The organism is Paracoccus sp. (in: a-proteobacteria) (assembly GCF_046289755.1).
Classification (GTDB): domain Bacteria; phylum Pseudomonadota; class Alphaproteobacteria; order Rhodobacterales; family Rhodobacteraceae; genus Paracoccus.
In genome coordinates this window covers 36829-59374 of sequence record NZ_JBKBVD010000007.1, presented here as the reverse complement: position 1 = coordinate 59374, position 22546 = coordinate 36829, and the positions used below count along the sequence as shown (strand labels likewise).

Sequence of the window (22546 nt, the reverse complement as noted above, 5' to 3'; positions counted from 1 at the left end):
GCGCGGCGCTTTGGTTCCCTGCGTCACGAGACCGCAGGCGGCGACCTCAGCCGCCGAAACCGCGGCTGGCGGAACCGCCGGTGCCCCCGAAGCCGCCGCGCGACGCGGCGGTGGCGCGGGTCATGGGGGCCTGTCCAGCGGTGGCGGCGGGGCGGGCGAATTGCTGGCTGCCCATCTGCGCGCGCCCGGCATTGCTGCCAAAGCTGCTGGTGCGCGCGGCATTCGTGAACCCGCCCTGCGCATTGCGATACATGGGTTGCGCCGCCGCCGTGCCGCCGGTGGCGCGGCCCAGCATGCTGCCGATCAGATAGCCCGCCAGCAGCGGCATGAAGATGCTGCCCGATCCGCCCGACTGCTGCGCCTCGGAGCCGCAATTGCCCGCACCGTGCTGTTCTTCGCAGACCGCAAGACTGTCATATCGCGGGGCGGCCTCGACATGCAGGGTCTCGGCCTCGGCGAATGCCGCGTCGCATTCGGCGGCGGTGAACAGCCCGCCCGAGGTCGCGGCGGCCTGACAGGAGGCCAGATCGGGAAAGGCCTGCGCCTCGACCTGTTCCTCGCGGCAGCCCGCGACGGTGAAGGCTGCGGCGCCGAGAATGGTCAGCGCGACGGTTCTTGAACGTTTTCTCATATCCCCTCCTAGAGCCGCGGATCACTCCGCGATGAAATGTGGCTTGAAGCGCGACAGATCCTGCGTGATGCGCGAGCGGTCCTCGCGCAGGCCCAGACCCACGCAGGCATGGCCCGCGATCCATGCGCCCAGCACCGGGCGGAAGCCGTCGAATTCGGGCAGCGGGTGCAGCGCCTGCACGATGCGCGGGTGGCGATCGTAATCGCCCGCCGGGCTTTCCTCGGACACCGCACCGCGTTCGACGATGCTGACGCCCGCACCTTCGCGTGAAAAGAGCGGCTTGACGACATGGCCCGCAGCCATCTGGTCACGGACACGGTCGAAGGCCGCCGCCACCGCAGGCATCGCGCGACCGCCGCCGACCAGCGCATCGGCCACATCCTCGGCAAAGAAGGCGGGCAGCAGGTTGGGGTGGCCCTCGAACATCTCCCACAAAACCGGCAGCAGGCCCTTGTTCGAGACCAGCGCCTTCCAGGCGGGTTCCAGGAACATGCAGCCCGAGCCCGCGAGATGGCGGGCATAGTCGTCGGCCAGCAGATCCTCCCACGGATAGAGCTTGAACAGCGTGCCGATCACCCGGCCATCGGCATCCAGAAACTGCCCGTCCGGGCTGACGCCGATCTTGTCGAGATCGCTGTAATGGGCGCCCATGCCCGCCTCGCGCGCGGCCCAGGCCAGCGATTCGACGGTGGCGTAATCCTCGGGATTGCCGGGCAGGGCGGTGAAATGGATGTCGGTATCGGCGGCGAACAGCTCGCGGAAGCGTTCGGTCAGCGCCTCATGGATGCCGTTGAACTGGTCGGCGCCCTCGGGCAGCACGCCCGCCGCCAGCTGATCTTCCAGCCATTGCCACTGGAAGGCCGCGCTTTCATAAAGCGAGGTCGGGGTGTCGGCGTTGTATTCCAGCAGCTTGGCCGGGCCGGTGCCGTCATAGGCCAGATCCATGCGGCCATAGATCTCGGGCTCATTGCGCGCCCAGCTGTCCGCGATCAGGTCGAAATGTTCGGGCGGGATGCCCAGCTTCGCCATCAGCGCCTCGGAGGCCACGATGTGGTCGACGGCCTCGCGGGTCATCGCGTGGAGGTCGGTGGCGGGGTCCTCGATGTCCTGTTCGATCTGGGCCAGCGTGAAGCGATAGGCCGAGGTTTCATCCCAATAGGGCTCGCCATGCATATTGGCGAAGGTGAAACCGACTTCGGCGGCCTTTTCGGCCAGGTCGGGGCGGGCGGGCAGGGCGATCTTTTGCATGGCTCTGACATAGGCTGTCAGGGGCAAAAGGACCAGAGGTCATCGGGTCGCGGGCCGGGTCGCCTGCCGGGTCGCGGGATCATCTGTCGCGCGGCGGTGGTGGCCGGGCAGGGGGGCGCTGCCCCCCATCCCCGTGCCGGGGATTCCCCCCGGGATATTTTGCCCAAGGCATAGGATCAGGCGGGATCGGTCCAGATCAGCGGTTGCGGGTCTTCGCGATGGGCAAAGCGGATGAGGTGGCTTTCGATGACGCCGCGCAGGCGGGCGATCAGGTTGGGGGTGGGCGCCTCGATGTCGAGCGCGAGGCCGGTGGCGGTCACGGCGAGGGTCGCGGTGCCGTCCTGAAAGTCGAACAGGGCACTGGTGTCGGATGAGATGACCGGGATCTTGTGGCCGAAATGCTTGGCCATCGTGCCCATCAGGGCGGGGCCGCGTTGCGTGGGGAAAGAGGCGGTGATCTTCATGCGGGGTTCCAGTCGGGGGTGGGTGGTTTCTGTCGCGCCAGCCGGGACTAGGATTGCTGATGTAATTTGTCAACAAATCGGCAGCGAAACCTGACAAAAAGACATGGCCATTCTTTACCTCGGTCCGGGGGCAGGGTAAGGGGCGGCGTGCCACGGGCGGCCCATGCCGTCGGATTTTTGGAAAGGAATTGCCATGCGTCGCCTTGCGCTGACCGGCCTTGCTGCCATCGCTTTCGCCTCTGTTGCCTGGGCCGGGGATGTGACCATCACCACCGCGCAGGGCGATGTGACCCTGCCCGCCGCGCCCGAGCGCGTGGCGGTCTATGACATGGCCGCGCTGGACACGCTGCTGGCCCTTGGGGTCACGCCTGCGGCGACGATCGAGACGGTGACCGTGCCCGCATTGCGGGATGCGGTCGGGGATGCGGCCCGTGTCGGCACGTTGTTCGAGCCCGATCTGGAGGCGCTGGCGGGGGTGGCCCCCGATCTGGTGATCGTGGGCGGACGCTCGGCCCCGCAGATTGGCGCGGTGTCGCGGGTGGCGCCGGCCATCGACATGACGCTTGGCGAGGATCTGCTGGGCGATGCCCACGCGCGGATCGCGGCCTATGGCACGCTGTTTGCGCGCGAGGATGAGGCGGCGGCGCTGGCCGCCGATCTGGACGCGGCGCTGGCGGGGCTGCGCGTGGCCGCCGAGGGCAAGGGCCGGGCGCTGATCGTGCTGACCAATGGCACGCGCATGTCGGCCTATGGTGCCGGGTCGCGCTTTGGCTGGATCTTTGCCGCGACCGGGCTGGACGAGGCGGCCACCGGGCTGGACGAGGCCACGCATGGTCAGGCGATCAGCCATGAATTCATCGCCGAGACCAATCCCGACTGGCTGATCGTGGTCGATCGCAGCGCCGCCATCGGCGAAGAGGGGCAGGGTGCCGAGGCGACCCTGCGATCAGGTCTGGTCGAGGGGACGGTGGCCTGGCAGCAGGGGCAGGTCGTCAGTCTGGACCCGGCGGCGGCCTATATCTCGGCCGGGGGCTATCAGGCGATGATGGGACTGATCGGCCAGCTGACCGGGGCGCTGGACGGCACGGCTGCTGACAGCTGATGCGACTGTTGCCCGCCCTGACATCGGCACTGGCGGTGCTGATGCTGGCCAGCCTGACCGTTGGTGCGGCGCAGGTCGATCTGCGCATGATCCTTGGCGATCCCTATGCCATGCTGGTGCTGATGGAATCGCGCCTGCCGCGCACGCTGGCCGTGGCGCTGACCGGGGCTGCGCTGGCGGTGGCGGGGGTGCTGATCCAGGCGCTGGTGCGCAACCGCTTTGTCGGGCCCGACACTTCGGGCACCGCCGAGGGGGCGGCGCTTGGCCTGCTGGCGATCACCATCCTTGCGCCGCAAAGCGCGCTGTGGCTGCGCATGCTGACCGCCAGCGTGACCGCGATGGCCACGACCGCGCTGTTCATCACCGTCATCCGCCGCCTGCCCCCGCGCGAGGTGATGCTGGTGCCGATTGCCGGGCTGGTCCTGTCCGGGGTGACCGGCTCGGTCGTGACCTTCATCGCCTGGCAATATGATCTGATGCAATATGTCGGTGCCTGGCTGTTCAGCGGCGAGTTCTCGGGCGTGATCGCGGGGCGCTACGAGCTGCTGTGGATTGCCGCGCTGGCCGCCGGGCTGGCCTGGCTGGCGGCGGACAGGTTTGCCATTCTGGGGCTGGGCGATCAGGTGGCCACGGGGCTGGGCCTGTCGGTGGCGGCGGTCATGCGGCTGGGGCTGGTCGTCGTCTCGGTGGTCACGGCGATGGTGGTCACGACGGTCGGGATGTTGCCCTTTGTCGGGCTGGTGGTGCCCAATCTGGTCGCGCGGATCATGGGCGACAATCTGCGCGCCTCGCTGCCGGTGGTGGCGATCGGGGGGGCGGTGCTGGTGCTGGCCTGCGATCTGGCCGGGCGGCTGGTACTGGCGCCCTATGAGCTGCCCGCCGGGCTGGTTCTGGGCATTCTGGGCGCGGTTGTGTTTCTGTGGCTGCTGCATCGCAGGCCCGCCCATGGCTGAGCTGACGATGCATGAGACGGCGGCGTCGGCACGGCCGGACCGCCGCGCTTTGTGGCTGCTGGCCGGGCTGGCGCTGTTGCTGGCCGGGCTGTCGGCGCTGTGGATGTGGCAGGGGCTGGGCGCGGGCAATCGCGGGTTTATCCTGGGGCTGCGCGCGACCAAGCTGGCGGCGCTGGTGGTCGTGGGCGTCGCGGTGGGCGTGGCGACGGTGCTGTTTCAGACGGTCGCGGCGAACCGGGTGCTGACGCCCTCGATCATGGGGTTCGATGCGCTTTATGTGCTGTTGCAGACGGGGCTGATTGCGGGTCTGGGCACGTCGGGTTTTGTCGGTCTGCCGCAGGGCGGCAAGTTTCTGGCCGAGATCGCGGTGATGGCCGTGCTGGCCTGCCTGCTGTTCGGCACCCTGCTGCTGCGCGGGGCGCGCGATGTGCCCCGGATGATCCTGACCGGGGTGATCCTGGGTGTGCTGTTCCGCTCGGTGGCGGGGTTTCTGGGGCGGGTGATGGACCCCAATGAGTTCGCCGTGGTGCAGGCGGTCAGCTTTGCCAGCTTCAACCGGGTCGAGGCGGGGCTGATCCCGATCGCCATGGCCGTGACCGCGGCGGCGGTGGGGCTGGCCTGGCGGATGTCGGCGCGGCTGGATGTGCTGGCGCTGGGGCGCGATGCGGCGGTGTCGCTGGGGCTGCGCCATCAGGCGGTGGTGCTGGCGGTGCTGGCGCTGGTCGCGGTGCTGGTCTCGGTCTCGACCGCGCTGGTGGGGCCGGTGGCGTTTTTCGGCCTGATCGTGGCCGGGCTGGCCCATGGGCTGATGCGCTGTGCTGCGCACGCGGTCTTGTTGCCCGCCGCCGGGCTGATTGCCGCCTGCCTGCTGGTCGGCGGCCAGTGGCTGTTCGAGCGTCAGCTGGGGCAGGCCGCGACACTGTCGGTGGTGGTCGAGTTCGCGGGCGGGCTGTTCTTCCTCTATCTGCTGCTGAAAGGGCGTATCCGATGATCGAGATCCAGTCTGTCAGCCATCATATCGGTGGCACGGCGATCCTGCATGACATCTCGGCCCGGCTGCCCGCGCGGCGGCTGACGGCGCTGATCGGGCCGAACGGGGCCGGCAAGTCCACGCTGCTGCGCCTGATCGGGCGGCTGGAGCCGTTGCAGGCCGGGCGGATCACGGTGGCGGGCCATGACGTGGCCCGGACGCCGACCGGGCAGCTGGCCCGCGTGATGGCGATTCTGGGGCAGAACAGCGCGATCGCCAGCCGCTTGCGCCTGTCCGAGCTGGTGGCCTTCGGGCGCTGGCCGCATCACGGCGGGCGCCCCGGTCCGCGCGACCGGGCGCTGGTGGCCGAGGCGCTGGAGGCCTTTGCCCTGACGCCGCTTGCCGGGCGGTTTCTGGATGAGGTGTCGGGCGGGCAGGCGCAGCGCGCCCATATCGCCATGGCCTTTGCGCAGGACACCGAATGGCTGCTGCTGGACGAGCCGCTGAACAATCTGGACATGACCCATGCGCGGGCGCTGATGGCGCGGCTGCGGGGGTTGGTCGACCGGCAGGATCGCGGCGTCGCCATCGTCGTGCACGAGGTGAATTACGCCGCGGCCTGGGCCGATCATGTGGTCGCCATGAAAGATGGCCGCGTGGTGGCCGAGGGGCCGCCCGATGAGGTGCTGACCGAGGCGGTGCTGTCGCAGCTTTACGATGCGCCGATCAGGGTGGGCCGGCATGAGGGGCGGCCGCTGGTTCTGCACCACGCCTGAGTGGCGCGGGCGGTGGCGTTGGCAGTGGGGGTTTCACACCCCCACACCCCCGTGGGATATTTCCTGACCAAAGCAGGAGAGATGAGCCGGGATGCACGGCGTGAGCAAAGCCCCCCGGCGAAAGATGCGCCTTTGCGGGGATCACCGGACATCAAGGCTGATTGGCAGTTGGAACGAGTAGCTTGCGTCCGTCAGACCTGCAGGTGCGCCGGGGCAGCGACCGGCGCGTTGGGCGCCGCGCACAGCCGCCTGATCCAGCGGCGGCTGGCCTGACGAGCCTGCGACGCCGACGCCCTGAATCCGGCCATCGCGGCCCACTGTCAGCGCCAGCACGACGCGCCCGCCCTGACGCAGCCCGCGCGGCGCGCTGACGCGGCGGTTGATGCAACTGCGGATCTGGCCGCCCCATTGCGACACCAGACTGGCTTGTTGCTGTGCGCTGAGACCGCCGCCTCCGCCGCCCTGTGCGCTGGCCTGCGATTGCCCGCCCTGACCCGCACGTTGCGGGGCCGGTTGTGTGGGGGCGGGGGTCTCGCGCGGCGCCTGTTGCCGTTCGGGCTGCTGCTGGCGGGTTGGGTGCGGCTTGGGCTGTCGGTCCGGGCGCCGTTCGGGGCGGGCCGAGGCTGCAAGGGTCAGGGCCGGTTCCTCGGTCACCGGCGGGTCCAGTTCGGCAGGCGCGATGTGCGGCGCCGGAGGCTCGGGCAGGTTCGGGCGAGCGGGGGACGGATCGGGCATTGCCATGAGGGGCGGCGCCAGCGCCATCTGCACCGGCGGCGCTTCCGGGGCGACGGGCAGAGGCTGCGGTTCGGGCGCGGGCTGCGGTCCGGCCATGTCGGGGGGGATTTCAAGCTCGGGCGGGGTTTCCCAGTCCGACACCATGGCCTGCACCGCTTCGCCCCCGGCGGCGAGGGCGGCGGGGGCTGCGTGCGCCTCGGCCGCCTCGCCCTGCTGGACCTGTTCGGGCAGCAGGAAGGCGGCGGCCGAGACATGCAGGGCCGCCGCGATGGTGATGAAGCCGGCCGTTTCCAGAATGCGACGTGGGGCCATGGTCATCCTCCGCTGACGACAAGCCGTGCGCCGTGGCCAGTGATGGTGCGCAGGCGTTTGAGATGGGCGGCAAGGCGGGCGGCAGGGGCGCCGCCATCGGCGCGGATCTCGACCGGGCCTTCGGGTGCATGCGCGGCGATGGCGGGCCAGACGGCCTCGTTGCGCGCCTCGTTCCAGGCCAGCTCGCCCGTGGCCGAGATGAACAGCACGTCGCGCGCCCCGGCGGCAATGTCCGAGCGGCTGTCGGGCGGGGTCAGCGGGAAGGGCGTCGAGGGCGCGATCTGGGCGGTCAGCAGGAAGAAGATCAGCAGCAGGAACACCACATTGATCATCGGGATGATCGATTCGCCGCGTTTGCGTCTGGGGGGGATCTGGATCAGCATCGGGCTACTCGATCAGGATCAGGTCAGTCAGGCCGCCCGCGCGCAGGTGGTCCATCACATCGACCAGACGTTGCAGATCGGCCTGGTCCTGCGGGCGCAGGATCACCGCGCCACCTTCGGGCGGCAGCAGCTCCGACAGGGCGGGCAGCAGCCCGTCCAGCGGCAGCGGCGCCCCGTTCAGGCGCAGCGCATCGGGGGTGACATCGACCAGCCGGGGCGGGCCCTGCCATTCGGTCGCCGCCCCCCCGGCCCCGCCTGCGATGGGCAGAACCGCCTCGATCCCGAAGCGCGAGGCCAGCATGAAGAAGATCAGCAGCAGGAACACCACGTCGATCATCGGGGTCAGCGACATCCGGCGGGGATGCCGTCGGGGGCCAAGGTCAAAGCCCGCCCCGTCGGTGGCGTTGACGCTCATTCCGCGGCCTCGGCCAGCCAGCGCGCCGGTGCCGGGGCGGGGGCGGCAGGGGCGGGGGCGTTGATGAACACGCGCGTCGCCAGATCCTCAAGATCGGCCTGCAGTCGGTCGGCGATGCTTTCGAACCAGGACAGCGCCACGCCTGCCGGGATCGCCACCGCCATGCCCGCCGCCGTGGTCAGCAGCGCCACCCAGATGCCGCCCGCAAGATCCGCCGGATCGGCCTGATTGCCCGAGCTTTGCAGCACCTGAAACGCCGCGATCATGCCCAGAACCGTGCCCAGAAGGCCCAGAAGCGGCGCAATCGTGGCGATCAGCTCCAGCGCGCGCAGCCCCTCGCGCGCCCGGTAGAGGGTCTGGCGCGCGATGCGGGCGGTTTCCTCGCGCGCGGATTTCTCGTCAAAGGCGGGGTCCAGCGAGGTGCCGATGGCGGCCTGCGCCACCCGCGCGCGGGCCGAGGGGCGGCCCCGCACCTGATCCATCGCCGCCCGCCACTGGCCCTGCGACCACAGGGCGATGGCCCGGCGCGAATGGCGCCCCCCCCAGACCCCCAGCCGCCACAGCGACCACAGCTTCCACAGCACGACCGTCAGGGTGATGACGGACAGCGCCGCGATCAGCCACATCGTCCAGCCGCCATCGCGGATCGCGGCAAAAAGTGGCAGGGCCGAGAGCGTGGCGGTCAGCTGGGTGAACATCTGTATGCTCCTTGGGTCTGGTGGAGGGGGGGCGGCCAGTTGGCTCAGAACGACCGGGTGAGGGTCAGCTTGAGGTTGCGGCCCGCGGCAGGGCCGGACAGCCAGGTTGCGGGGGTGTATTCGCGGTTGGTCACGTTATCGACGCCGAGATTGACCTCCAGCCCGGCGACCGGACCCGAGGGCGCGGTCCAGGTGGCATAGACGTCATGCACGCCATAGCCGTGGCGATCGGTGCCATCGGCCTTGTCGCGGCCATCGGCCAGCGTGCTGCGGGCGCCGATCTTCCAGCTGTCGCCGATCCGGTAGCTGGCCGACAGAACCGCGCGGTTGTTTTGCAGCGTGTTCAGCGTGGTGCCGTCCTGATCGCGGCCCTCGACCACCGAGATGGCGGCGCCAAGCTGCCAGCCGCCGCTGGCGTAGCTGGCCTCGATCTCGCCGCCATGCAGATAGGCGCGCTCGATATTGGCATAGGCGGGGGTGGGCGCGCGGCCATTGGTGCGCACGATCATGTCGCGGATATGGTTGCGGAACAGCGTGACCTTGACCGCCGCCTCGTCGCCCGCCGACAGCAGATCGCCGCCGCGATAGCCAAAGCCGATTTCCAGATTGCGGCCCTTTTCCTCGCGCAGGCCGGGCGATGCCGCGCCGCCCATGTGACCGTCATACAGCTCATCCACCGTGGGGATGCGACGGACCTGCGCCGCCGAGCCAAAGACCGACCAGCTGTCGGTCAGCCGGTAGATCGCACCGATCTGCGGCTCGGCGCCGCTGGCACTGACACGGTCGTCGCTGTTGGCCACGCTGCCCTTGGGTTCGGTCTTTTGCCAGGTCTGGCGCAGGCCCGTGTTCACCGTCAGCGCGCCGGTCGTCACCTCGGACCAGGCATAGACCGCGCTTTGCCGCGTGAACGCCTCGGGGTGCGAGGCCGAGATATTGGTCGAGGACCGGTCCTGCCGCGCGGTTTCGACGCCGACGGTCAGGAAATGCTCATAGCCCGCCCCCGACAGATCCGCGACGTTTTCGGCGCGCAGTTTCCATAGCGCATAGTCGCGACGACCCAGCAGGCTGGCCATGATCGGCTCGGACGGGTCCGACCCCTGCTGCACGTCCTTGATGGTATTGGTGTAGGACAGCGTGACCTTGGCGTCGATCAGCGCATTGTCGGCGGGGTTATAGCCCCAGACCAGCCGCGCGGTCTGGTCGCGGGTCAGGATGTCGCCCACGCCCCAGCCCGCAAAGCCCGGAAACAACCCGCGCTGCGGGCCGTTGATCTGGTTGAAGTCCTGATCGTCGCCACGCGCTTCCATATGCAGATAGGACGCCTCGACATAATGCTCGCCCAGTTGCTGGCGCGCTTTCAGCAGCAGGTTGGGCGTGTCGGAATTCGCCCGGACGAGGGTGTTGCCCTCCGGGTCCTCGGTTTCGCCCAGCTTGCGATAGGCAAAGGCGGTCACGGCCTCGAAGCCATCGGCGGGGCGCCAGCCCCATGCGACGCTGCCAAAACCCGTGTCGGGGTTGCTGGCATAGCCCAGCCGCACGCGCCCGCCGCTGGTCGCCCCCTCGGCGATCAGGTCGCCCGCTTCGATCGTCTCCATCGCGATCACACCGCCAAGCGCGCCCGCACCATACAGCGTGGACGATCCCGGCCCGCGCAGCACCTCGACCCGTTTCAGAAAGTCGGGTTCCACGAACAGCGAACCCTGCCGGTAGCTTTCATAGTATTTGCGCTCGCCATCGACGATCTGCACGATCCCCGCCTCGGATGCCGCGGCGCTGTTGGCGCCAAAGCCGCGGATGTTGAAGCCCTGCCCGAAAAAGCCCGACGAGCCTGTGCCCGCGACGCCCGGCACCTGCGCCAGCACGTCGCCGATATGTCCTGCGCTGATTTCTTCCAGCTGCTCTTGCCCGACGACGGTGACCGATTGCGGCACCGAGGAGGCCACCTTTTCGGTGCCCGCGCGCAGCACGATCGGGTCCAGCAGAATCGCCTGACCCGCGTCCTGTGCCCATCCCGGCGCGGCAAGAGGTGTGGTTCCAAGTAGCAAGGCAATCATCGTCAATCGGTTACGCATGGCCAATTCCCTTCGGCGTCGCAGGTGCTGCGCTGGCTTTGGGCTGGCGTCTTGCGCCGGTTAAGGTTTCCGACTAAAGATGTCAACAATAGCGTCCAGCCGATTTGCCAGATGCCCGCATGACACATGATGAGGCACCCTGATGAACGACCTGACCCCGGCGCAGACCCCGGCCCTGACCCCCGCACGCCTGCGCGAACTGAAGCGTGACGCCGCCCTTCGCCCCTATGATCTGGCCGCGCAGCTGGGCCTGTCCGAGGCCGCGCTGGTCGAGGCCGAGCTGGGCCATGGCGCGCGGCGCATCGACCCCACGCCGGGGCGCCTGATCCCCGCCGTGCAACGCCTGGGCGAGGTGATGGCGCTGACCCGCAACCGGTCCTGCGTGTCGGAAAAGATAGGCACCTACAACGATTTCCACGATGGCGACCACGCCGCCATGACGCTGGACCCGGAAATCGACCTGCGCATCTTTCCGCGCCACTGGTGCCACGCCTTCGCGGTCGAGATGGACACGCCGTCAGGGATGCGCCGCTCGGTTCAGGTGTTCGATGCGGCGGGATCTGCGGTCCACAAGGTGCATCTGCGCGAGACCAGCGACCTTGCGGCGTGGGAGGCGCTGAAATCCGGCCTCGCGCTGCCGGATCAGGAGGGGCTGTCCGATTTCGCGCCCGCCCCGCAGCCCGAAGGCGCCCGCATGGCGCCCGACCGCGCCGATGCGCTGCGCGACGAATGGGCAGCGATGACCGACACGCATCAGTTCAACACATTGGTCCGGCGGCTGAAGATGAACCGGCTTGGCGCCTACCGGCTGGTGGGCGCGCCGCATGTGCGGCCCTTGGCGGTGGCGGCGTCGGATGCGCTGTTCCGGGCGCTGCTGGATCAGGGTCAGCCCGTCATGCTGTTCGTGGGCAATATGGGCTGCATCCAGATCCATTCCGGCCCGATCCTCAGCCTGAAACCCGTCGGGCCGTGGCTGAATGTCATGGACCCGCGTTTCAACCTGCACCTGCGCGCCGATCATGTGGCCGAGGTCTGGGCGGTCGAAAAGCCCACCAAACGCGGCCCCGCCATTTCGGTCGAGGCGTTCGACGCGGCGGGCGAGCTGATCTGGCAGTGCTTTGGCATGCGCGGCGACAAGGGCGGCGACCCCGAGGCTTGGGCGCGTCTGGTCGCGGGTTTGCCGGGGTTGGAGGCATGATCCGCGCGGCCTCTCTGGCGCTGGTGCTGGCGGGCCTGCCGGGTGTGGCGCTGGCTGACCGGGTGCTGGCCCTTGGCGGCGCCGTGACCGAGATCGTCTTTGCACTGGGTCAGGGCGAGCGGCTGGTGGCGCGCGACACCACCTCCAGCTTTCCGCCCGAGGTGACGGATCTGCCCGATGTCGGCTATGTCCGCGCCCTGTCGCCCGAGGGCGTGCTGTCGGTGCGCCCCGATCTGATCCTGGCGGAAGAGGGCGCAGGCCCGCCAGAAACCATCGCCGTGCTGCGCGAGGCGGGGGTGCCCTTTCACACCATCCCGGCGGCGCAGGATGGCGCGGCGGTGGCGGCCAAGATTGAGGCCGTGGCCGGGGCGCTTGGCGTGCCCGAGGCTGCCGATGCGACCCTGACCGCGCTGCGCGCCGATCTTGACCGGCTGCGCGCGGCGACGGGCGGGATCGAACGCCCGCGCCGCGCCATGTTCATCCTGTCGCTGCAAGGCGGGCGGGTGATGGCGGCCGGGCAGGACAGCGGCGCCGATGCAATGCTGCGCATGGCGGGGGCCGAAAACGCGGTGACGGGGTTCACCGGCTACAAACCCCTGACCGACGAGGCGATCACGCAGGCCGCGCCCGAGGTGATCGTGCTGATGAACCGGGGCGAGGCTGACAGCGATCATGGCGCCTCGGATGCGGCGCTGCTGGCGATGCCCGCGATCAGCACCACGCCCGCCGCGCAATCGGGGGCGCTGGTGCGGATGGACGGATTGTATCTGCTGGGCTTTGGCCCGCGCACCGGGCAGGCGGCGCTGGACCTGCACCGCGCCATCTACGGGGCGGGCTGATGGTCGCGCTGGATGCAGGCGCGCGGCTGGAGGGCGACCGCCGCCATCTGGGCCGCGCCGTCGCGATGTGGCTGATGCTGGCGCTGCTGGCGATGTCGGCGCTGTCGCTGACGCAGGGCGCCTCGGGCGTGTCGGCGCTGCGGGTGCTGGGCGATCTGCTGGCGGGGCGCGAGGTTGAACTGACCGACCGCGTGGTGCTGTTGCAGATCCGGCTGCCGCGCCTGTTGACCGGGCTGCTGGTCGGCGCCGGGCTGGCGGTGTCCGGGGCGGTGATGCAGGGGCTGTTCCGCAACCCGCTGGCCGATCCGGGGCTGCTGGGCGTCAGCGCGGGCGCGGGTCTGGGCGCGATTGCGGCGATTGTGCTGGGTGGGCTGCTGCCGCCTGCGGTGGCGGCCTTTGCGGGCTGGCATCTGGTGCCGCTGGCGGCCTTTGCCGGGGGCTGGGTGGCGATGATCGTGCTGTATGGCATTGCCACGCGGGGCGGGCAGACCTCGGTTGCGACCATGCTGCTGGCGGGGATTGCGCTGGCGGCGATGGTCGGCGCGTTGTCGGGGCTGATCGTCTATTCCGCCGATGATGCGCAGCTGCGCGACCTGACCTTCTGGGGCATGGGGTCGCTGGCCGGGGCCAGCTGGGCCAAGCTGATGGCGGCGGCCCCCGTGATTATCGCGGGGCTGGCCACGGCGCCGTTTCTGGCGCGCGGCCTGAACGCGCTGGCCTTGGGCGAGGCGGCGGCGGCCCATACCGGCATCCGCGTCCAGCGCGTGAAGACGGCGGCGATATTGGGAACGGCGGCGGCCACCGGCGCCTCGGTCGCGGTCTCGGGCGGGATCGGCTTTGTCGGCATCGTGGCGCCGCATCTGCTGCGGCTGGTGCAGGGGCCGGATCATCGCTGGCTGCTGGTGAATTCCGGCCTGCTGGGCGCGACCATGCTGATCGCCGCCGACATGATCAGCCGCAGCATCGTGGCGCCCGCCGAACTGCCCATCGGCATCATCACCGCCGTCATCGGCGGGCCGTTCTTCCTGTGGGTGCTGCTGTCCAACCGCCGGGTGCTGGGATGAGCCTGTGCGCCCGCAACCTGCACATCACCCTGTCGGGCCGCCCGGTCCTGCATGGCGTGGATCTGACCGCCCCTGCCGGGCGCGTCACTGCGATTATCGGGCCCAACGGCTCGGGCAAGACCACGCTGCTGCGGGCGCTGACGGGCGAGGTGGCGCCTGCATGCGGGGGCGTGACGCTGAACGGGCGCGACATCGGGGGCCAGACGCCGCAGGCGCTGGCCCGCCAGCGCGCCGTCCTGCCCCAGCACAGCGCGCTGAGCTTTCCCTTCACCGCGGCCGAGGTGGTGCGCATCGCGCTGGAAAGCCTGCCCATGCCCGAGCCCGAACGCGCCGCCCTGATCCGCCGCGCGCTGGCGCGGGTGGGGCTGTCCGGCCATGCGGGCCGGTTGTGGCAGACCATGTCGGGCGGTGAGCAGCAGCGTGTGCAACTGGCCCGCGCGCTGGCCCAGATCTGGGCACCACCGGGCGAGATGGGCGAGGCGGGTGGCCCGCGCTGGCTGCTGCTGGACGAGCCGGTCAGCAGCCTCGACATCGCCCATCAGCTGGCGGTGATGCATCTGGCGCGCGATCATGCCGCCGATGGCGGCGCGACGGTCGCGGTCATGCATGACCTGAACCTGACGGCCATGTTCGCCGATCATGTGTTGTTGCTGCGGGATGGCCGGGTGCTGGCCGAGGGGCCGCCCGATCTGGTCCTGACCGACCCGCTGCTGGAACGCGCCTATGGCTGCGCGCTGCGCATCCTCCACGCGCCGGAAACGGGCGTCTGGCTGCTGCCGCAAAGCGCGGCCTGAGGCGCCTTGCTTCGCCGCGCGGGCCGCGCCACAATCGGGCCATGAAGCCGCCCGCCATGATCCTTGCCGGAGGCCGCGCCACGCGGATGAACGGCGCCGACAAGCCGCTGCTGGCCCTGGGCGGCAGGCCGCTGCTGGCGCTGCTGCTGGACCGGCTTGGCCCGCAGGTGGGCCCGGTCGCGGTGAACGCCAACGGCGATCCGGCGCGCTATGCGGCCTTTGGCCTGCCGGTGGTGGGCGACAGCCTGCCGGACTGGCCCGGGCCGCTGGCCGGGGTGCTGGCGGCGATGGACTGGGCTGTGGGACTTGGCGCCGATCAGGTGCTGACCGTGGCCGGGGACACGCCCTTTCTGCCGCCCGATCTGGTCGCACGGCTGGCGGCGGCGCGGGGGCTTTCGGGGCTGGCGCTGGCGGCCACGCGCGAGGGCGACGCGCTGCGCGACCATCCGACCTGCGGGCTGTGGCCGGTGGGCCTGCGCGGTGATCTGGCGGCCACGCTGGCCCGCGATCAGCGGCGGGTGCGTGATTTCACCGCCCGCCACCAGCCGGGGCTGGCCGTCTGGCCGGGCGGCGCCGATGATCCCTTTGCCAATATCAACACGCCCGAGGATCTGACCCGCGCCGGGGCGAGGCTCGCCGCGTCCTGACCCGGTGCCCCTATGCGGGTGGCGGCGCGGTCGAGCGGCCGACGACCAGTTCGGCCTCAAGTAATTCGTGGACGGGGTCGGGGTTGCCGGTCTCGATCTTTTCGATCAGCAGCGCGGCGATCCGGCGCCCGGCCAGCCGGACCGAGGACCGCATCGCGGTGAATTCCGGCACCGTGTCGCGGTTGCTGTAATAGGACAGGTCGTCGTCGAAGGTCACCACCGACAGGTCGCGCCCAAGCCGCAGATCGCGTTCGCCCGCCGCCTGCCGCACCCCTTCGGCGATCATGGTCGAGGCGCAGAGGATCGCCGTCGGCGGCACCTGCGCCGCCAGCAATTCGCGCGCCGAGGCATAGCCGAAGGCCACGGTCATCTCGCCGCTGGCAAAGGGTGCGGCACAGGGGGCCAGCCCGGCCTCGCGCAGGGCCTTCAGAAAACCCTCGCGGCGCCGGTGGGCGAAATCCAGCCGCTCATCGCCATTGATCAGCGCGATCCGGCGATGACCCAGCTGGATCAGAAAGCCGGTCGCCCGCTCGAAGGCGCGCTGGTTGTTCACATCGACCCAGGAATAGGGCGCCTGCCGCCCCGAGACCCGGCCATGCACGACATAGGGCAGGCCCAGCTGATCCAGCAGCGCCGGGCGGGGGTCGTCATGGCGGGGAAACTGCATGATCACGCCGCCCACGACCTGCCGCGATTTCAGCGTGCGATAGGCGGCGTCCTGATCCTCGTCGGGGACGACGGTCAGGTTGATCTCGTACTTGCGCAGGGCGCATTCCTCGCCCACGCCCGCCAGAAAATCGGCGTAGATCGGGCTGACGATCTCATTGCGGCCGGTGACCGGGATCACACAGCTGAGAACCGGCGCCCGCCCCATCGCCAGAAAGCGCGCGTGGGCGTTGGGGCTGTAGCCATGGTCGCGCGCCGCGGCGATCAGCCGCAGGCGGGTTTGCTCGGCCACCTCGGGATGGCCGTTCAGCGCGCGGCTGACGGTTGTCTGCGACATGCCCACCAGCCGGGCGAATTCCTTGAGCTTCATTCCATGCCGCCGTGTTCTGCCCGCCTGTGAGGGTTTTGCGACATGCCGACGCCAAAACGTCTGCCTGCGACAGGATGTCGCGCCGCGCAGAGATCATAGACATGCCGTTACGTAAGGCGCAAGCGGGCGCTTGGTCCCGGGCCTGCCATGGCCGGGTCCCGGTGGTCCGGCAACCGCCACAGGTCGCAAGGTTTTCGGGCCGCACTGCATCACTTTTCCGCCCTCCTGCGTGTCTGTCCCAAAGGACAGGAGCTGGCTTGTGACACCCACCCCCCACAGATTTCCCGCGCGCGCTGCGCGACCCGCCATGCCCGGCCCCCGCCTGCGCATCGCCGTGATCGGCAGCGGCATCGCCGGCCTTGGCGCGGCATGGCTGCTGGACCCCCACCACGACGTGACCCTGTTCGAGGCCGCGCCGCGCCCCGGTGGCCATGCCCGCACCGTCGATGCGCTTGGCACGCCCGTCGATACCGGGTTCATCGTCTGTAACCCGCGCACCTATCCTTTGTTCCTGCCGATGCTGGATCATCTGGGCGTGGCGACCGAGGGCTCGGATATGACCTTCTCGGCCAGCTTCGGGGGCGGGCGGCGGGAATACGGGACCGGCGATCTGAGGGCGGTCTTTGCGCAACGCTGGCGGGCGCTGGACCCGCGGCATCTGCGGATGCTGGGCCAGATCCTGCGGTTCTTCCGGCAGGCGCATCTGCATGCGGACAGCGGGATGACCCTGCGCGCCATGCTGGACGATCTGCGCCTTGGCCGCGATTTCCGCGAGCTGTTCCTGCTGCCGATTTCGGGGGCGATCTGGTCCACGCCCACCGGCGACATGCTGGATTTCCCGGCGGCCAGCTTTGTGCGGTTCTTCGACAATCACGGGCTGCTGTCGGTCAGCGGCCAGCCTGAATGGCGCACGGTCACGGGGGGCTCGCGCGCCTATGTGCAGGCGATCCTGTCGCGGCTGCGCGGGCGGCTGCGGCTGGCAGCGCCGGTGTTCCGGGTGATCCGCGATGCGCAGGGCGTCACCGTGGTCAGCCCCGACGGCCCCGAGCGGTTCGACCGCGTGGTGATGGCCTGCCACGCGCCGCAATCATTCGCCATGCTGGAGGCCCCCGATGCCGAGGAACGCGCCATTCTGGGCGGTCTGCGCACCCAGCCCAACCGGATGGTGCTGCATTCCGACCCGGTGCTGATGCCGCGCAGGCGGGCGGCGTGGGCGTCGTGGAACTATATCACCGCTGCGGCGCGCCCCGATCCCGACCGCCCGATCAGCCTGTCCTACTGGATGAACCGCCTGCAGAACCTGACCACGCCGCAGCCGCTGATCGTGACCCTGAACCCCGAGACCGAGTCGCGCCATATCCATGACGAGGCCATGCTGAACCATCCGGTCTTTGACAGCGCCGCCATCGCCGCGCAGAAACGCCTGCCCGCCATTCAGGGGCGCGGCGGGGTCTATTACGCGGGGGCCTGGACGCGCTATGGTTTCCACGAGGATGGCCTTCTGTCGGCGCTGCGCGTCGCGCAGGCCATGGGGATCGACTGGCCCTTGGGTCTGGACCCGTGGGCGGCAGAGGCAGAGGCCGCATGACCGACCTGTGGAACGGCGCGCTGATCACGGCCCGCATCTGGCATGGCAGGCGGGGCGATGTGGCGCGCGATTTCCGCTATCGCGCCACCTATCTGGCGCTGCCGCTGGCGGCGCTGGAAGCGGGCGCGCTGCCGCTGATCCCCGGCCGGCGCGGTCTGTGGTCACTGCGCCTGCGCGATTACGGCACCCGCGACGGCTGCTCATTGCAGGGCTTTATCGCCGGGCTGCTGGCGCCTGCGGGGCTGGCCTGCGCCACTGACGTGACGCTGGTGACGACGCCGCGCACAACGGGATACGGCTTCAACCCGGTCAGCTTCTGGCTGTGCCGTGACGGGGCGGGCGATCTGCGCGCGGTGCTGGCCGAGGTGTCGAACACCTTCGGCGAGCGGCATCTGTATCTGTGCCACCGCCCTGATCTGGGCGCGATCACCGCCAGCGACCGGCTGGAGGGTGAAAAACTGTTCCATGTCTCGCCCTTTCTGCCGCGTTCGGGGCGCTATCTGTTCCGCTTCGATGCCGGGCCGGGGCGCTTTGGCGCATGGGTCGACTGGCGGGGTGCGGATGGCGCGCGGCGCCTTGGCACCTCGATGGCGGGGCCTGCGCAAGCGCTGACCGCCAGCGCCCTGCGCCGCGCGGCATGGCGCCATCCGATGCAGGCGCAGCGCATCATGGCGCTGATCCACTGGCAGGCCGCGCAACTTGCGTGGCGCGGCGTCCGTTACTTGGCAAAACCCGACCAGAAGGCCGTCAGAGCCTCGGTCGCATCGGTCAGCAGAGGGAGCCTTGACGAATGATCCTGGAACGCCGCATGGCGCGCAATTTCCTGAAGACCGCCGAGGGCATCCGCCGCGGCACGCTGCATGTGATCACACCCGAGGGCATCCGCCACGGTTTCGGCGGGCAGGAACCCGGCCCCGATGCCGTGCTGGAGGTGCGCGACTGGCGCATGGTGCCCGCGCTGGTCGCCAGGGGCGATATCGGCATGACCGAGGCCTATCGCGACGGCTGGTGCGACACGCCCGATCTTGAGGCGCTGCTGACCGTGGCCCTGCTGAACGAGGATATTCTGGACGGCTATATCTATGGCAACCGCCTGCATGCGCTGGCGACGCGGGCGCTGTATCTGTTCAACCGCAACACGCGGGCGGGCTCGCGGCGCAATATCTCGGCCCATTACGATCTGGGCAATCCCTTCTATGGGCTGTGGCTGGATGACAGCATGACCTATTCCTCGGCCCTGTTCGCGCCCGGCGATGATCTGGCCGCCGCGCAGGCGCGCAAATACGACCGGATCATCGACAATCTGTCGGGTCCCTCGGGTCGCCTGCTGGAGATCGGCTGCGGGTGGGGTGGCTTTGCCGAACGGGCGCTGGCGCGGGGCGATTATGCGCCCAAGGGCCTGACCCTGTCGGTGGAACAGGCCGAATATGCCCGCGCCCGTCTTGGGCCGGGGGCCGAGATCGCGCTGCAGGATTATCGCGACGAGGCCGGGCGCTATGACCATGTCGTCAGCATCGAGATGTTCGAGGCGGTGGGCGAGACGTTCTGGCCCATCTATTTCCAGAAGATGGGCCATGTTCTGGCCGACAAGGGCCGCGCGATGGTGCAGACGATCACCGTGGCCGACCGCTATTTCGACCGCTATCGGGCCGGCCCCGACATGATCCGCAGCTTTATCTTTCCCGGCGGCATGCTGCCCTCGCCCACCCGCTTTCAGGCCGAGGCCGCGCGCGCTGACCTGCGGGTCGAGGACAGTTTCAGCTTTGGCCGCGACTATGCCCGCACCCTGCGCGACTGGCTGGCCCGCTTTGACGCGGCGCTGCCGCAGATCCGGGGGATGGGGTTTGACGAGGGCTTTATCCGGGTCTGGCGGTTCTATCTGGCCGCCTGTGCGGCCTCGTTCGAGGTCGGGCGCACCGATGTGATCCAGTATCGCCTTGCGCACGCCTGAGCCGCCCACCCGCCCGACGCTGGCCTATGCGGCGCTGGCCGCGCCGTTGGCTTTTGGCGGGCTGCCGCTGTATATTCATGCGCCCGATTTCTACGCCGCCGATCTGGGGGTGGGGTTGGCGGCACTGGGGCTGGTGCTGGCGGCTCTGCGGGTGGCCGATGCGGTGCAGGACCCGCTGGTGGGCTGGGCGGGCGACCGCTGGCCCGGCGCGCGGCCTGCGATGATGGTGGCGGGCGGGATGATCCTGGTGCTGGGCGTGGCGGGGCTGTTCGCGCCTGCGGGGCCGTCGGTGCTCGTTTGGTTTGCGGCGATGATGTTGCTGGCGAGCCTTGGGCACAGCCTGATCTCGGTCAATCTGACGACATATGGTGGCGTCTGGCGCGCGGCCCCGGCCGCCAAGGCTCGCATCAGCGGCGCGCGCGAAGGGGCGGGGCTGGTCGGTCTGATCCTTGCCGTGACCCTGCCTGCGGCACTTGCGCCGGTGCTGGGCCGACAAGGTGCGCTGCTGGTGCTGGCCGGGGTGCTGGCGCTTGGGCTGGCGGTCTGCCTGCCGGTCTTTCTGCGCTGGCGGCGGGCCGCGGTGCTGGAGCTGACGCCGCAACCGGGCGCCGCGCCCGACTGGCGCGCGCTGGCGGGGTTCTACGCGGTGGCGGCGCTGGTGCTGTTGTCGGCGGCCCTGCCTGCGGCGCTGATCCTGATGCTGGTGCGCGATCTGCTGGGGGCCGAGGATCTGGCGGGCCTGTTCCTGCTGGCCTATTTTCTGGCCGCTTTGCCCGGCGCGTGGCTGGCGGCCCGGCTGGCCGCCCGCCATGGCGCCGCGCGGGTCTGGGCGGGGGCGCTGATCCTGTCGGTGGCGGGCTTTGCGGGGGCATTGGCGTTGCAGCCGGGTGCCACCGGGCTGTTTCTGGTGATCTGTCTGGCGACCGGGCTGACCTTTGGCGCCGATCTGGTCCTGCCGCCCGCGATCCTGTCCGAACGCATCGGTGCCGCGCAGGCCGAGGGGGCGGCGACCCGTGCCCATGCCGGGCTGGCCTTTCTGACCAAGGCGGCGCTGGCGCTGGCGGGCGCCATCGCGTTGCCGATGCTGGCGCAGACCGGGTTCCGCCCCGGCGCGCAGAATACGGAACAGGCGCTGGACGCGCTGCGTTGGCTTTATGGCGGGGTGCCGCTTGGGCTGCGGCTGCTGGCCATCGCGCTGCTGGTGCATCTTTACCGGAAGGGTCGGATATGAGCGAACGCATCTGGATCATCGGCGCCAGTGACGGCATCGGGCGGGCCCTGGCGCTGGCCTATGCGCAGCGCGGCGCGCGGCTGGTCCTGTCCGCGCGCGGGACCGAGGCGTTGCAGGAACTGGCCCGCCTGACCGGCGGCGAGGTCGTGCCCGTGGACGTATCCGACCGCGCCGCGCTGGACCGGGCGGCAGAGACCATCGCGGCGGGTGGTCCGCTGGACCGCATCCTGCATCTGGCGGCGATCTATGATCCGGGCCGCATCGCCGCGCTGGACCCGGACAAGGCGGCGCAGATCGTGACCGTCAACCTGACCGGCAGCTTTCACATCGCGCAGATCGGCCCGCCGCTGCTGTGTTCGGGCGGGCAGCTGGCGCTGACCGGATCGGTCGCGGGCTATGTCGGGCTGCCGCAGGGCCAGATCTATTCCGCGACCAAGGCGGGCGTCATCAATCTGGCCGAAAGCCTGCGGGCCGAGCGCCCGGATCTGGACATCCGCCTGATCTGCCCCGGTTTTGTGGACACGCGCCTGACCGCGCAGAACGATTTCAGGATGCCCGCGATTGTGACCCCTGATGCGGCTGCCGAGGCGATCCTCAAGGGCCTCGACCGCACCGGATTCGAGGTGCATTTTCCGCGCCGCCTGACCGTGACGCTCAAGGCGCTGCGGGCGCTGCCCTATGCCCTGTCGCTGCGCCTGACCCGGCGGCTGAACCGCGACGAGGAGGTCCGATGACCAACCGCGCCCTTGCCATTGCCGTGCTGATCGCCGCCATCGCCTTCGCGCTGTCGCCGGTGATCTTTCCCGGATTCGCGGGCTATCGCCCCGATCTGTTCCCGATCCCGCAAGAGAACCCGCCGGTGCAGCCTGCGGGCTGGGCGTTCTCGATCTGGGGGGTGATCTATGCGTGGCTGATCGCGGGGGCCGCCTTTGGCCTGTGGAAGCGGGCCGGGGGTGACGACTGGCGGATGATGCGGCAGTATCTGCTGGCCAGTCTGGCGGTCGGGTTCTTCTGGATCCCTGTTGCCAACCGGCTGCCGGGGCTGGCGACGCTGATGATTCTTGCGATGCTGGCCGGTGCGGTGCTGGCGATGCTGTGGGCCGGGCGCCGGGATGTCTGGTGGCAGGTGCGGCCTGTCGCGCTTTATGCCGGGTGGCTGACGGCAGCCTCGGGCGTGTCCATCGGCGTCTGGCTGGGCGGGCATGGCTGGCTGGCGCCGCAGACGGCGGCGGTGCTGTGCCTGATCGGCGTCGCTGTCGCCGCGCTGACGATGCAGTCGATGCGGCCCCGCGAATGGGCCTATCCGGCGGCGGTGATCTGGGCGCTGCTGGGTGTGATCGCGGAGAATGGCACTGCGAACTGGCTGGTGACCGCGATTGCCGCCGGTTCTGCTGCTGCGCTGCTGGGTCGCATCTGGACGGCGCGTCGGCGCGTGTAGA

The 22546-nt window shown here is 69.8% G+C and carries 24 protein-coding genes; 15 read left to right on the top strand and 9 right to left on the bottom strand.

What is annotated here, in order from left to right; translation table 11 throughout:
- Nucleotides 1-46: 46 nt before the first annotated feature.
- The 3 genes from ACK41U_RS04175 to ACK41U_RS04165 all read right to left on the bottom strand — a co-directional run bounded on the left by ACK41U_RS04175 (nt 47) and on the right by ACK41U_RS04165 (nt 2343).
- Nucleotides 47-631: a DUF1190 domain-containing protein gene (locus ACK41U_RS04175; protein WP_409676397.1), complete on the bottom strand. Its 585-nt coding sequence runs from the start codon at nt 629-631 to the stop codon at nt 47-49.
- 21 nt (nt 632-652) lie between these two features.
- Nucleotides 653-1879 (bottom strand): glutathionylspermidine synthase family protein, encoded by a 1227-nt coding sequence (locus ACK41U_RS04170; protein WP_409676394.1) that lies wholly within the window; start codon nt 1877-1879, stop codon nt 653-655.
- Between the two features lie 176 nt (nt 1880-2055).
- The gene (locus tag ACK41U_RS04165) at nt 2056-2343 is read right to left on the bottom strand and encodes a DUF2218 domain-containing protein (RefSeq protein WP_409676391.1); all 288 of its coding nucleotides are present in this window, start codon (nt 2341-2343) and stop codon (nt 2056-2058) included.
- 193 nt (nt 2344-2536) lie between these two features.
- On the opposite strand from ACK41U_RS04165, the gene ACK41U_RS04160 reads away from it, so the two are divergent.
- From ACK41U_RS04160 to ACK41U_RS04145, 4 genes are read left to right on the top strand one after another with little or no spacing between them, the layout of a single operon-like run.
- Nucleotides 2537-3445, top strand: coding sequence for a siderophore ABC transporter substrate-binding protein (locus ACK41U_RS04160; RefSeq protein ID WP_409676388.1), 909 nt, complete (start codon nt 2537-2539; stop codon nt 3443-3445).
- Entirely contained in the window at nt 3445-4398 is a 954-nt protein-coding gene (locus ACK41U_RS04155; RefSeq protein ID WP_409676385.1) for an ABC transporter permease, read from the top strand. Before ACK41U_RS04160 ends, ACK41U_RS04155 begins: the two co-directional genes overlap by 1 nt.
- Nucleotides 4391-5389, top strand: coding sequence for an iron chelate uptake ABC transporter family permease subunit (locus tag ACK41U_RS04150; RefSeq protein ID WP_409676382.1), 999 nt, complete (start codon nt 4391-4393; stop codon nt 5387-5389). Before ACK41U_RS04155 ends, ACK41U_RS04150 begins: the two co-directional genes overlap by 8 nt.
- Complete coding sequence (locus tag ACK41U_RS04145) at nt 5386-6144, top strand: ABC transporter ATP-binding protein (protein ID WP_409676379.1); 759 nt, start codon at nt 5386-5388, stop codon at nt 6142-6144. The genes ACK41U_RS04150 and ACK41U_RS04145 overlap by 4 nt, the downstream gene beginning before the upstream one ends.
- Before the next feature lie 141 nt (nt 6145-6285).
- Here the strand turns inward: ACK41U_RS04145 and ACK41U_RS04140 are convergent, their stop codons facing one another.
- The 5 genes from ACK41U_RS04140 to ACK41U_RS04120 are packed head-to-tail and all read right to left on the bottom strand — an operon-like array spanning nt 6286 to nt 10759.
- Complete coding sequence (locus ACK41U_RS04140; RefSeq protein WP_409676376.1) at nt 6286-7191, bottom strand: TonB family protein; 906 nt, start codon at nt 7189-7191, stop codon at nt 6286-6288.
- Between the two features lie 2 nt (nt 7192-7193).
- Nucleotides 7194-7574, bottom strand: coding sequence for a biopolymer transporter ExbD (locus ACK41U_RS04135; protein ID WP_409676373.1), 381 nt, complete (start codon nt 7572-7574; stop codon nt 7194-7196).
- A gap of 4 nt (nt 7575-7578) precedes the next feature.
- The gene (locus ACK41U_RS04130; RefSeq protein WP_409676370.1) at nt 7579-7989 is read right to left on the bottom strand and encodes an ExbD/TolR family protein; all 411 of its coding nucleotides are present in this window, start codon (nt 7987-7989) and stop codon (nt 7579-7581) included.
- Nucleotides 7986-8687, bottom strand: a complete 702-nt coding sequence (locus ACK41U_RS04125; protein ID WP_409676367.1) for a MotA/TolQ/ExbB proton channel family protein — start codon at nt 8685-8687, stop codon at nt 7986-7988. Before ACK41U_RS04125 ends, ACK41U_RS04130 begins: the two co-directional genes overlap by 4 nt.
- Before the next feature lie 44 nt (nt 8688-8731).
- Nucleotides 8732-10759: a TonB-dependent receptor domain-containing protein gene (locus ACK41U_RS04120; protein ID WP_409676364.1), complete on the bottom strand. Its 2028-nt coding sequence runs from the start codon at nt 10757-10759 to the stop codon at nt 8732-8734.
- Nucleotides 10760-10901: 142 nt separating this feature from the next.
- On the opposite strand from ACK41U_RS04120, the gene ACK41U_RS04115 reads away from it, so the two are divergent.
- The 5 genes from ACK41U_RS04115 to mobA are packed head-to-tail and all read left to right on the top strand — an operon-like array spanning nt 10902 to nt 15301.
- Nucleotides 10902-11957: a hemin-degrading factor gene (locus ACK41U_RS04115; protein WP_409676361.1), complete on the top strand. Its 1056-nt coding sequence runs from the start codon at nt 10902-10904 to the stop codon at nt 11955-11957.
- Entirely contained in the window at nt 11954-12796 is an 843-nt protein-coding gene (locus ACK41U_RS04110; protein WP_409676358.1) for a hemin ABC transporter substrate-binding protein, read from the top strand. Before ACK41U_RS04115 ends, ACK41U_RS04110 begins: the two co-directional genes overlap by 4 nt.
- Nucleotides 12796-13860 (top strand): FecCD family ABC transporter permease, encoded by a 1065-nt coding sequence (locus tag ACK41U_RS04105; RefSeq protein ID WP_409676355.1) that lies wholly within the window; start codon nt 12796-12798, stop codon nt 13858-13860. Before ACK41U_RS04110 ends, ACK41U_RS04105 begins: the two co-directional genes overlap by 1 nt.
- Entirely contained in the window at nt 13857-14654 is a 798-nt protein-coding gene (locus tag ACK41U_RS04100; protein WP_409676352.1) for a heme ABC transporter ATP-binding protein, read from the top strand. The genes ACK41U_RS04105 and ACK41U_RS04100 overlap by 4 nt, the downstream gene beginning before the upstream one ends.
- Nucleotides 14655-14695: 41 nt before the next feature.
- On the top strand, nt 14696-15301 hold the full coding sequence (mobA, locus tag ACK41U_RS04095; RefSeq protein ID WP_409676349.1) for a molybdenum cofactor guanylyltransferase MobA: 606 nt from the start codon (nt 14696-14698) through the stop codon (nt 15299-15301).
- A gap of 10 nt (nt 15302-15311) precedes the next feature.
- Here the strand turns inward: mobA and ACK41U_RS04090 are convergent, their stop codons facing one another.
- A complete protein-coding gene (locus ACK41U_RS04090) occupies nt 15312-16337 on the bottom strand; it encodes a LacI family DNA-binding transcriptional regulator (RefSeq protein ID WP_409676346.1) in 1026 nt (341 codons plus the stop codon).
- Between the two features lie 307 nt (nt 16338-16644).
- Here ACK41U_RS04090 and ACK41U_RS04085 point away from each other — a divergent pair, with 307 nt between their 5' ends.
- From ACK41U_RS04085 to ACK41U_RS04060, 6 genes are read left to right on the top strand one after another with little or no spacing between them, the layout of a single operon-like run.
- Nucleotides 16645-17925: an NAD(P)/FAD-dependent oxidoreductase gene (locus ACK41U_RS04085; protein ID WP_409676343.1), complete on the top strand. Its 1281-nt coding sequence runs from the start codon at nt 16645-16647 to the stop codon at nt 17923-17925.
- Nucleotides 17922-18719, top strand: coding sequence for a DUF1365 domain-containing protein (locus ACK41U_RS04080; RefSeq protein WP_409676340.1), 798 nt, complete (start codon nt 17922-17924; stop codon nt 18717-18719). Before ACK41U_RS04085 ends, ACK41U_RS04080 begins: the two co-directional genes overlap by 4 nt.
- Nucleotides 18716-19876: a class I SAM-dependent methyltransferase gene (locus ACK41U_RS04075; protein WP_409676337.1), complete on the top strand. Its 1161-nt coding sequence runs from the start codon at nt 18716-18718 to the stop codon at nt 19874-19876. The genes ACK41U_RS04080 and ACK41U_RS04075 overlap by 4 nt, the downstream gene beginning before the upstream one ends.
- Nucleotides 19863-21107, top strand: coding sequence for an MFS transporter (locus ACK41U_RS04070; RefSeq protein ID WP_409676334.1), 1245 nt, complete (start codon nt 19863-19865; stop codon nt 21105-21107). Before ACK41U_RS04075 ends, ACK41U_RS04070 begins: the two co-directional genes overlap by 14 nt.
- Nucleotides 21104-21841 carry an SDR family NAD(P)-dependent oxidoreductase gene (locus ACK41U_RS04065; RefSeq protein ID WP_409676331.1) on the top strand — a complete coding sequence of 246 codons (738 nt, stop codon included), beginning with the start codon at nt 21104-21106 and terminating at the stop codon, nt 21839-21841. Before ACK41U_RS04070 ends, ACK41U_RS04065 begins: the two co-directional genes overlap by 4 nt.
- Nucleotides 21838-22545: a TspO/MBR family protein gene (locus ACK41U_RS04060; protein ID WP_409676328.1), complete on the top strand. Its 708-nt coding sequence runs from the start codon at nt 21838-21840 to the stop codon at nt 22543-22545. The genes ACK41U_RS04065 and ACK41U_RS04060 overlap by 4 nt, the downstream gene beginning before the upstream one ends.
- The last annotated feature ends 1 nt before the right edge of the window (nt 22546 follow it).

Bases quoted from the DNA above. Each gene is read 5' to 3' on its own strand.
- ACK41U_RS04175 (WP_409676397.1), bottom strand. From the start codon at position 631: ATGAGAAAACGTTCAAGAACCGTCGCGCTGACCATTCTCGGCGCCGCA.
- ACK41U_RS04170 (WP_409676394.1), bottom strand. From the start codon at position 1,879: ATGCAAAAGATCGCCCTGCCCGCCCGCCCCGACCTGGCCGAAAAGGCC.
- ACK41U_RS04165 (WP_409676391.1), bottom strand. From the start codon at position 2,343: ATGAAGATCACCGCCTCTTTCCCCACGCAACGCGGCCCCGCCCTGATG.
- ACK41U_RS04160 (WP_409676388.1), top strand. From the start codon at position 2,537: ATGCGTCGCCTTGCGCTGACCGGCCTTGCTGCCATCGCTTTCGCCTCT.
- ACK41U_RS04155 (WP_409676385.1), top strand. From the start codon at position 3,445: ATGCGACTGTTGCCCGCCCTGACATCGGCACTGGCGGTGCTGATGCTG.
- ACK41U_RS04150 (WP_409676382.1), top strand. From the start codon at position 4,391: ATGGCTGAGCTGACGATGCATGAGACGGCGGCGTCGGCACGGCCGGAC.
- ACK41U_RS04145 (WP_409676379.1), top strand. From the start codon at position 5,386: ATGATCGAGATCCAGTCTGTCAGCCATCATATCGGTGGCACGGCGATC.
- ACK41U_RS04140 (WP_409676376.1), bottom strand. From the start codon at position 7,191: ATGGCCCCACGTCGCATTCTGGAAACGGCCGGCTTCATCACCATCGCG.
- ACK41U_RS04135 (WP_409676373.1), bottom strand. From the start codon at position 7,574: ATGCTGATCCAGATCCCCCCCAGACGCAAACGCGGCGAATCGATCATC.
- ACK41U_RS04130 (WP_409676370.1), bottom strand. From the start codon at position 7,989: ATGAGCGTCAACGCCACCGACGGGGCGGGCTTTGACCTTGGCCCCCGA.
- ACK41U_RS04125 (WP_409676367.1), bottom strand. From the start codon at position 8,687: ATGTTCACCCAGCTGACCGCCACGCTCTCGGCCCTGCCACTTTTTGCC.
- ACK41U_RS04120 (WP_409676364.1), bottom strand. From the start codon at position 10,759: ATGCGTAACCGATTGACGATGATTGCCTTGCTACTTGGAACCACACCT.
- ACK41U_RS04115 (WP_409676361.1), top strand. From the start codon at position 10,902: ATGAACGACCTGACCCCGGCGCAGACCCCGGCCCTGACCCCCGCACGC.
- ACK41U_RS04110 (WP_409676358.1), top strand. From the start codon at position 11,954: ATGATCCGCGCGGCCTCTCTGGCGCTGGTGCTGGCGGGCCTGCCGGGT.
- ACK41U_RS04105 (WP_409676355.1), top strand. From the start codon at position 12,796: ATGGTCGCGCTGGATGCAGGCGCGCGGCTGGAGGGCGACCGCCGCCAT.
- ACK41U_RS04100 (WP_409676352.1), top strand. From the start codon at position 13,857: ATGAGCCTGTGCGCCCGCAACCTGCACATCACCCTGTCGGGCCGCCCG.
- mobA (WP_409676349.1), top strand. From the start codon at position 14,696: ATGAAGCCGCCCGCCATGATCCTTGCCGGAGGCCGCGCCACGCGGATG.
- ACK41U_RS04090 (WP_409676346.1), bottom strand. From the start codon at position 16,337: ATGAAGCTCAAGGAATTCGCCCGGCTGGTGGGCATGTCGCAGACAACC.
- ACK41U_RS04085 (WP_409676343.1), top strand. From the start codon at position 16,645: ATGCCCGGCCCCCGCCTGCGCATCGCCGTGATCGGCAGCGGCATCGCC.
- ACK41U_RS04080 (WP_409676340.1), top strand. From the start codon at position 17,922: ATGACCGACCTGTGGAACGGCGCGCTGATCACGGCCCGCATCTGGCAT.
- ACK41U_RS04075 (WP_409676337.1), top strand. From the start codon at position 18,716: ATGATCCTGGAACGCCGCATGGCGCGCAATTTCCTGAAGACCGCCGAG.
- ACK41U_RS04065 (WP_409676331.1), top strand. From the start codon at position 21,104: ATGAGCGAACGCATCTGGATCATCGGCGCCAGTGACGGCATCGGGCGG.
- ACK41U_RS04060 (WP_409676328.1), top strand. From the start codon at position 21,838: ATGACCAACCGCGCCCTTGCCATTGCCGTGCTGATCGCCGCCATCGCC.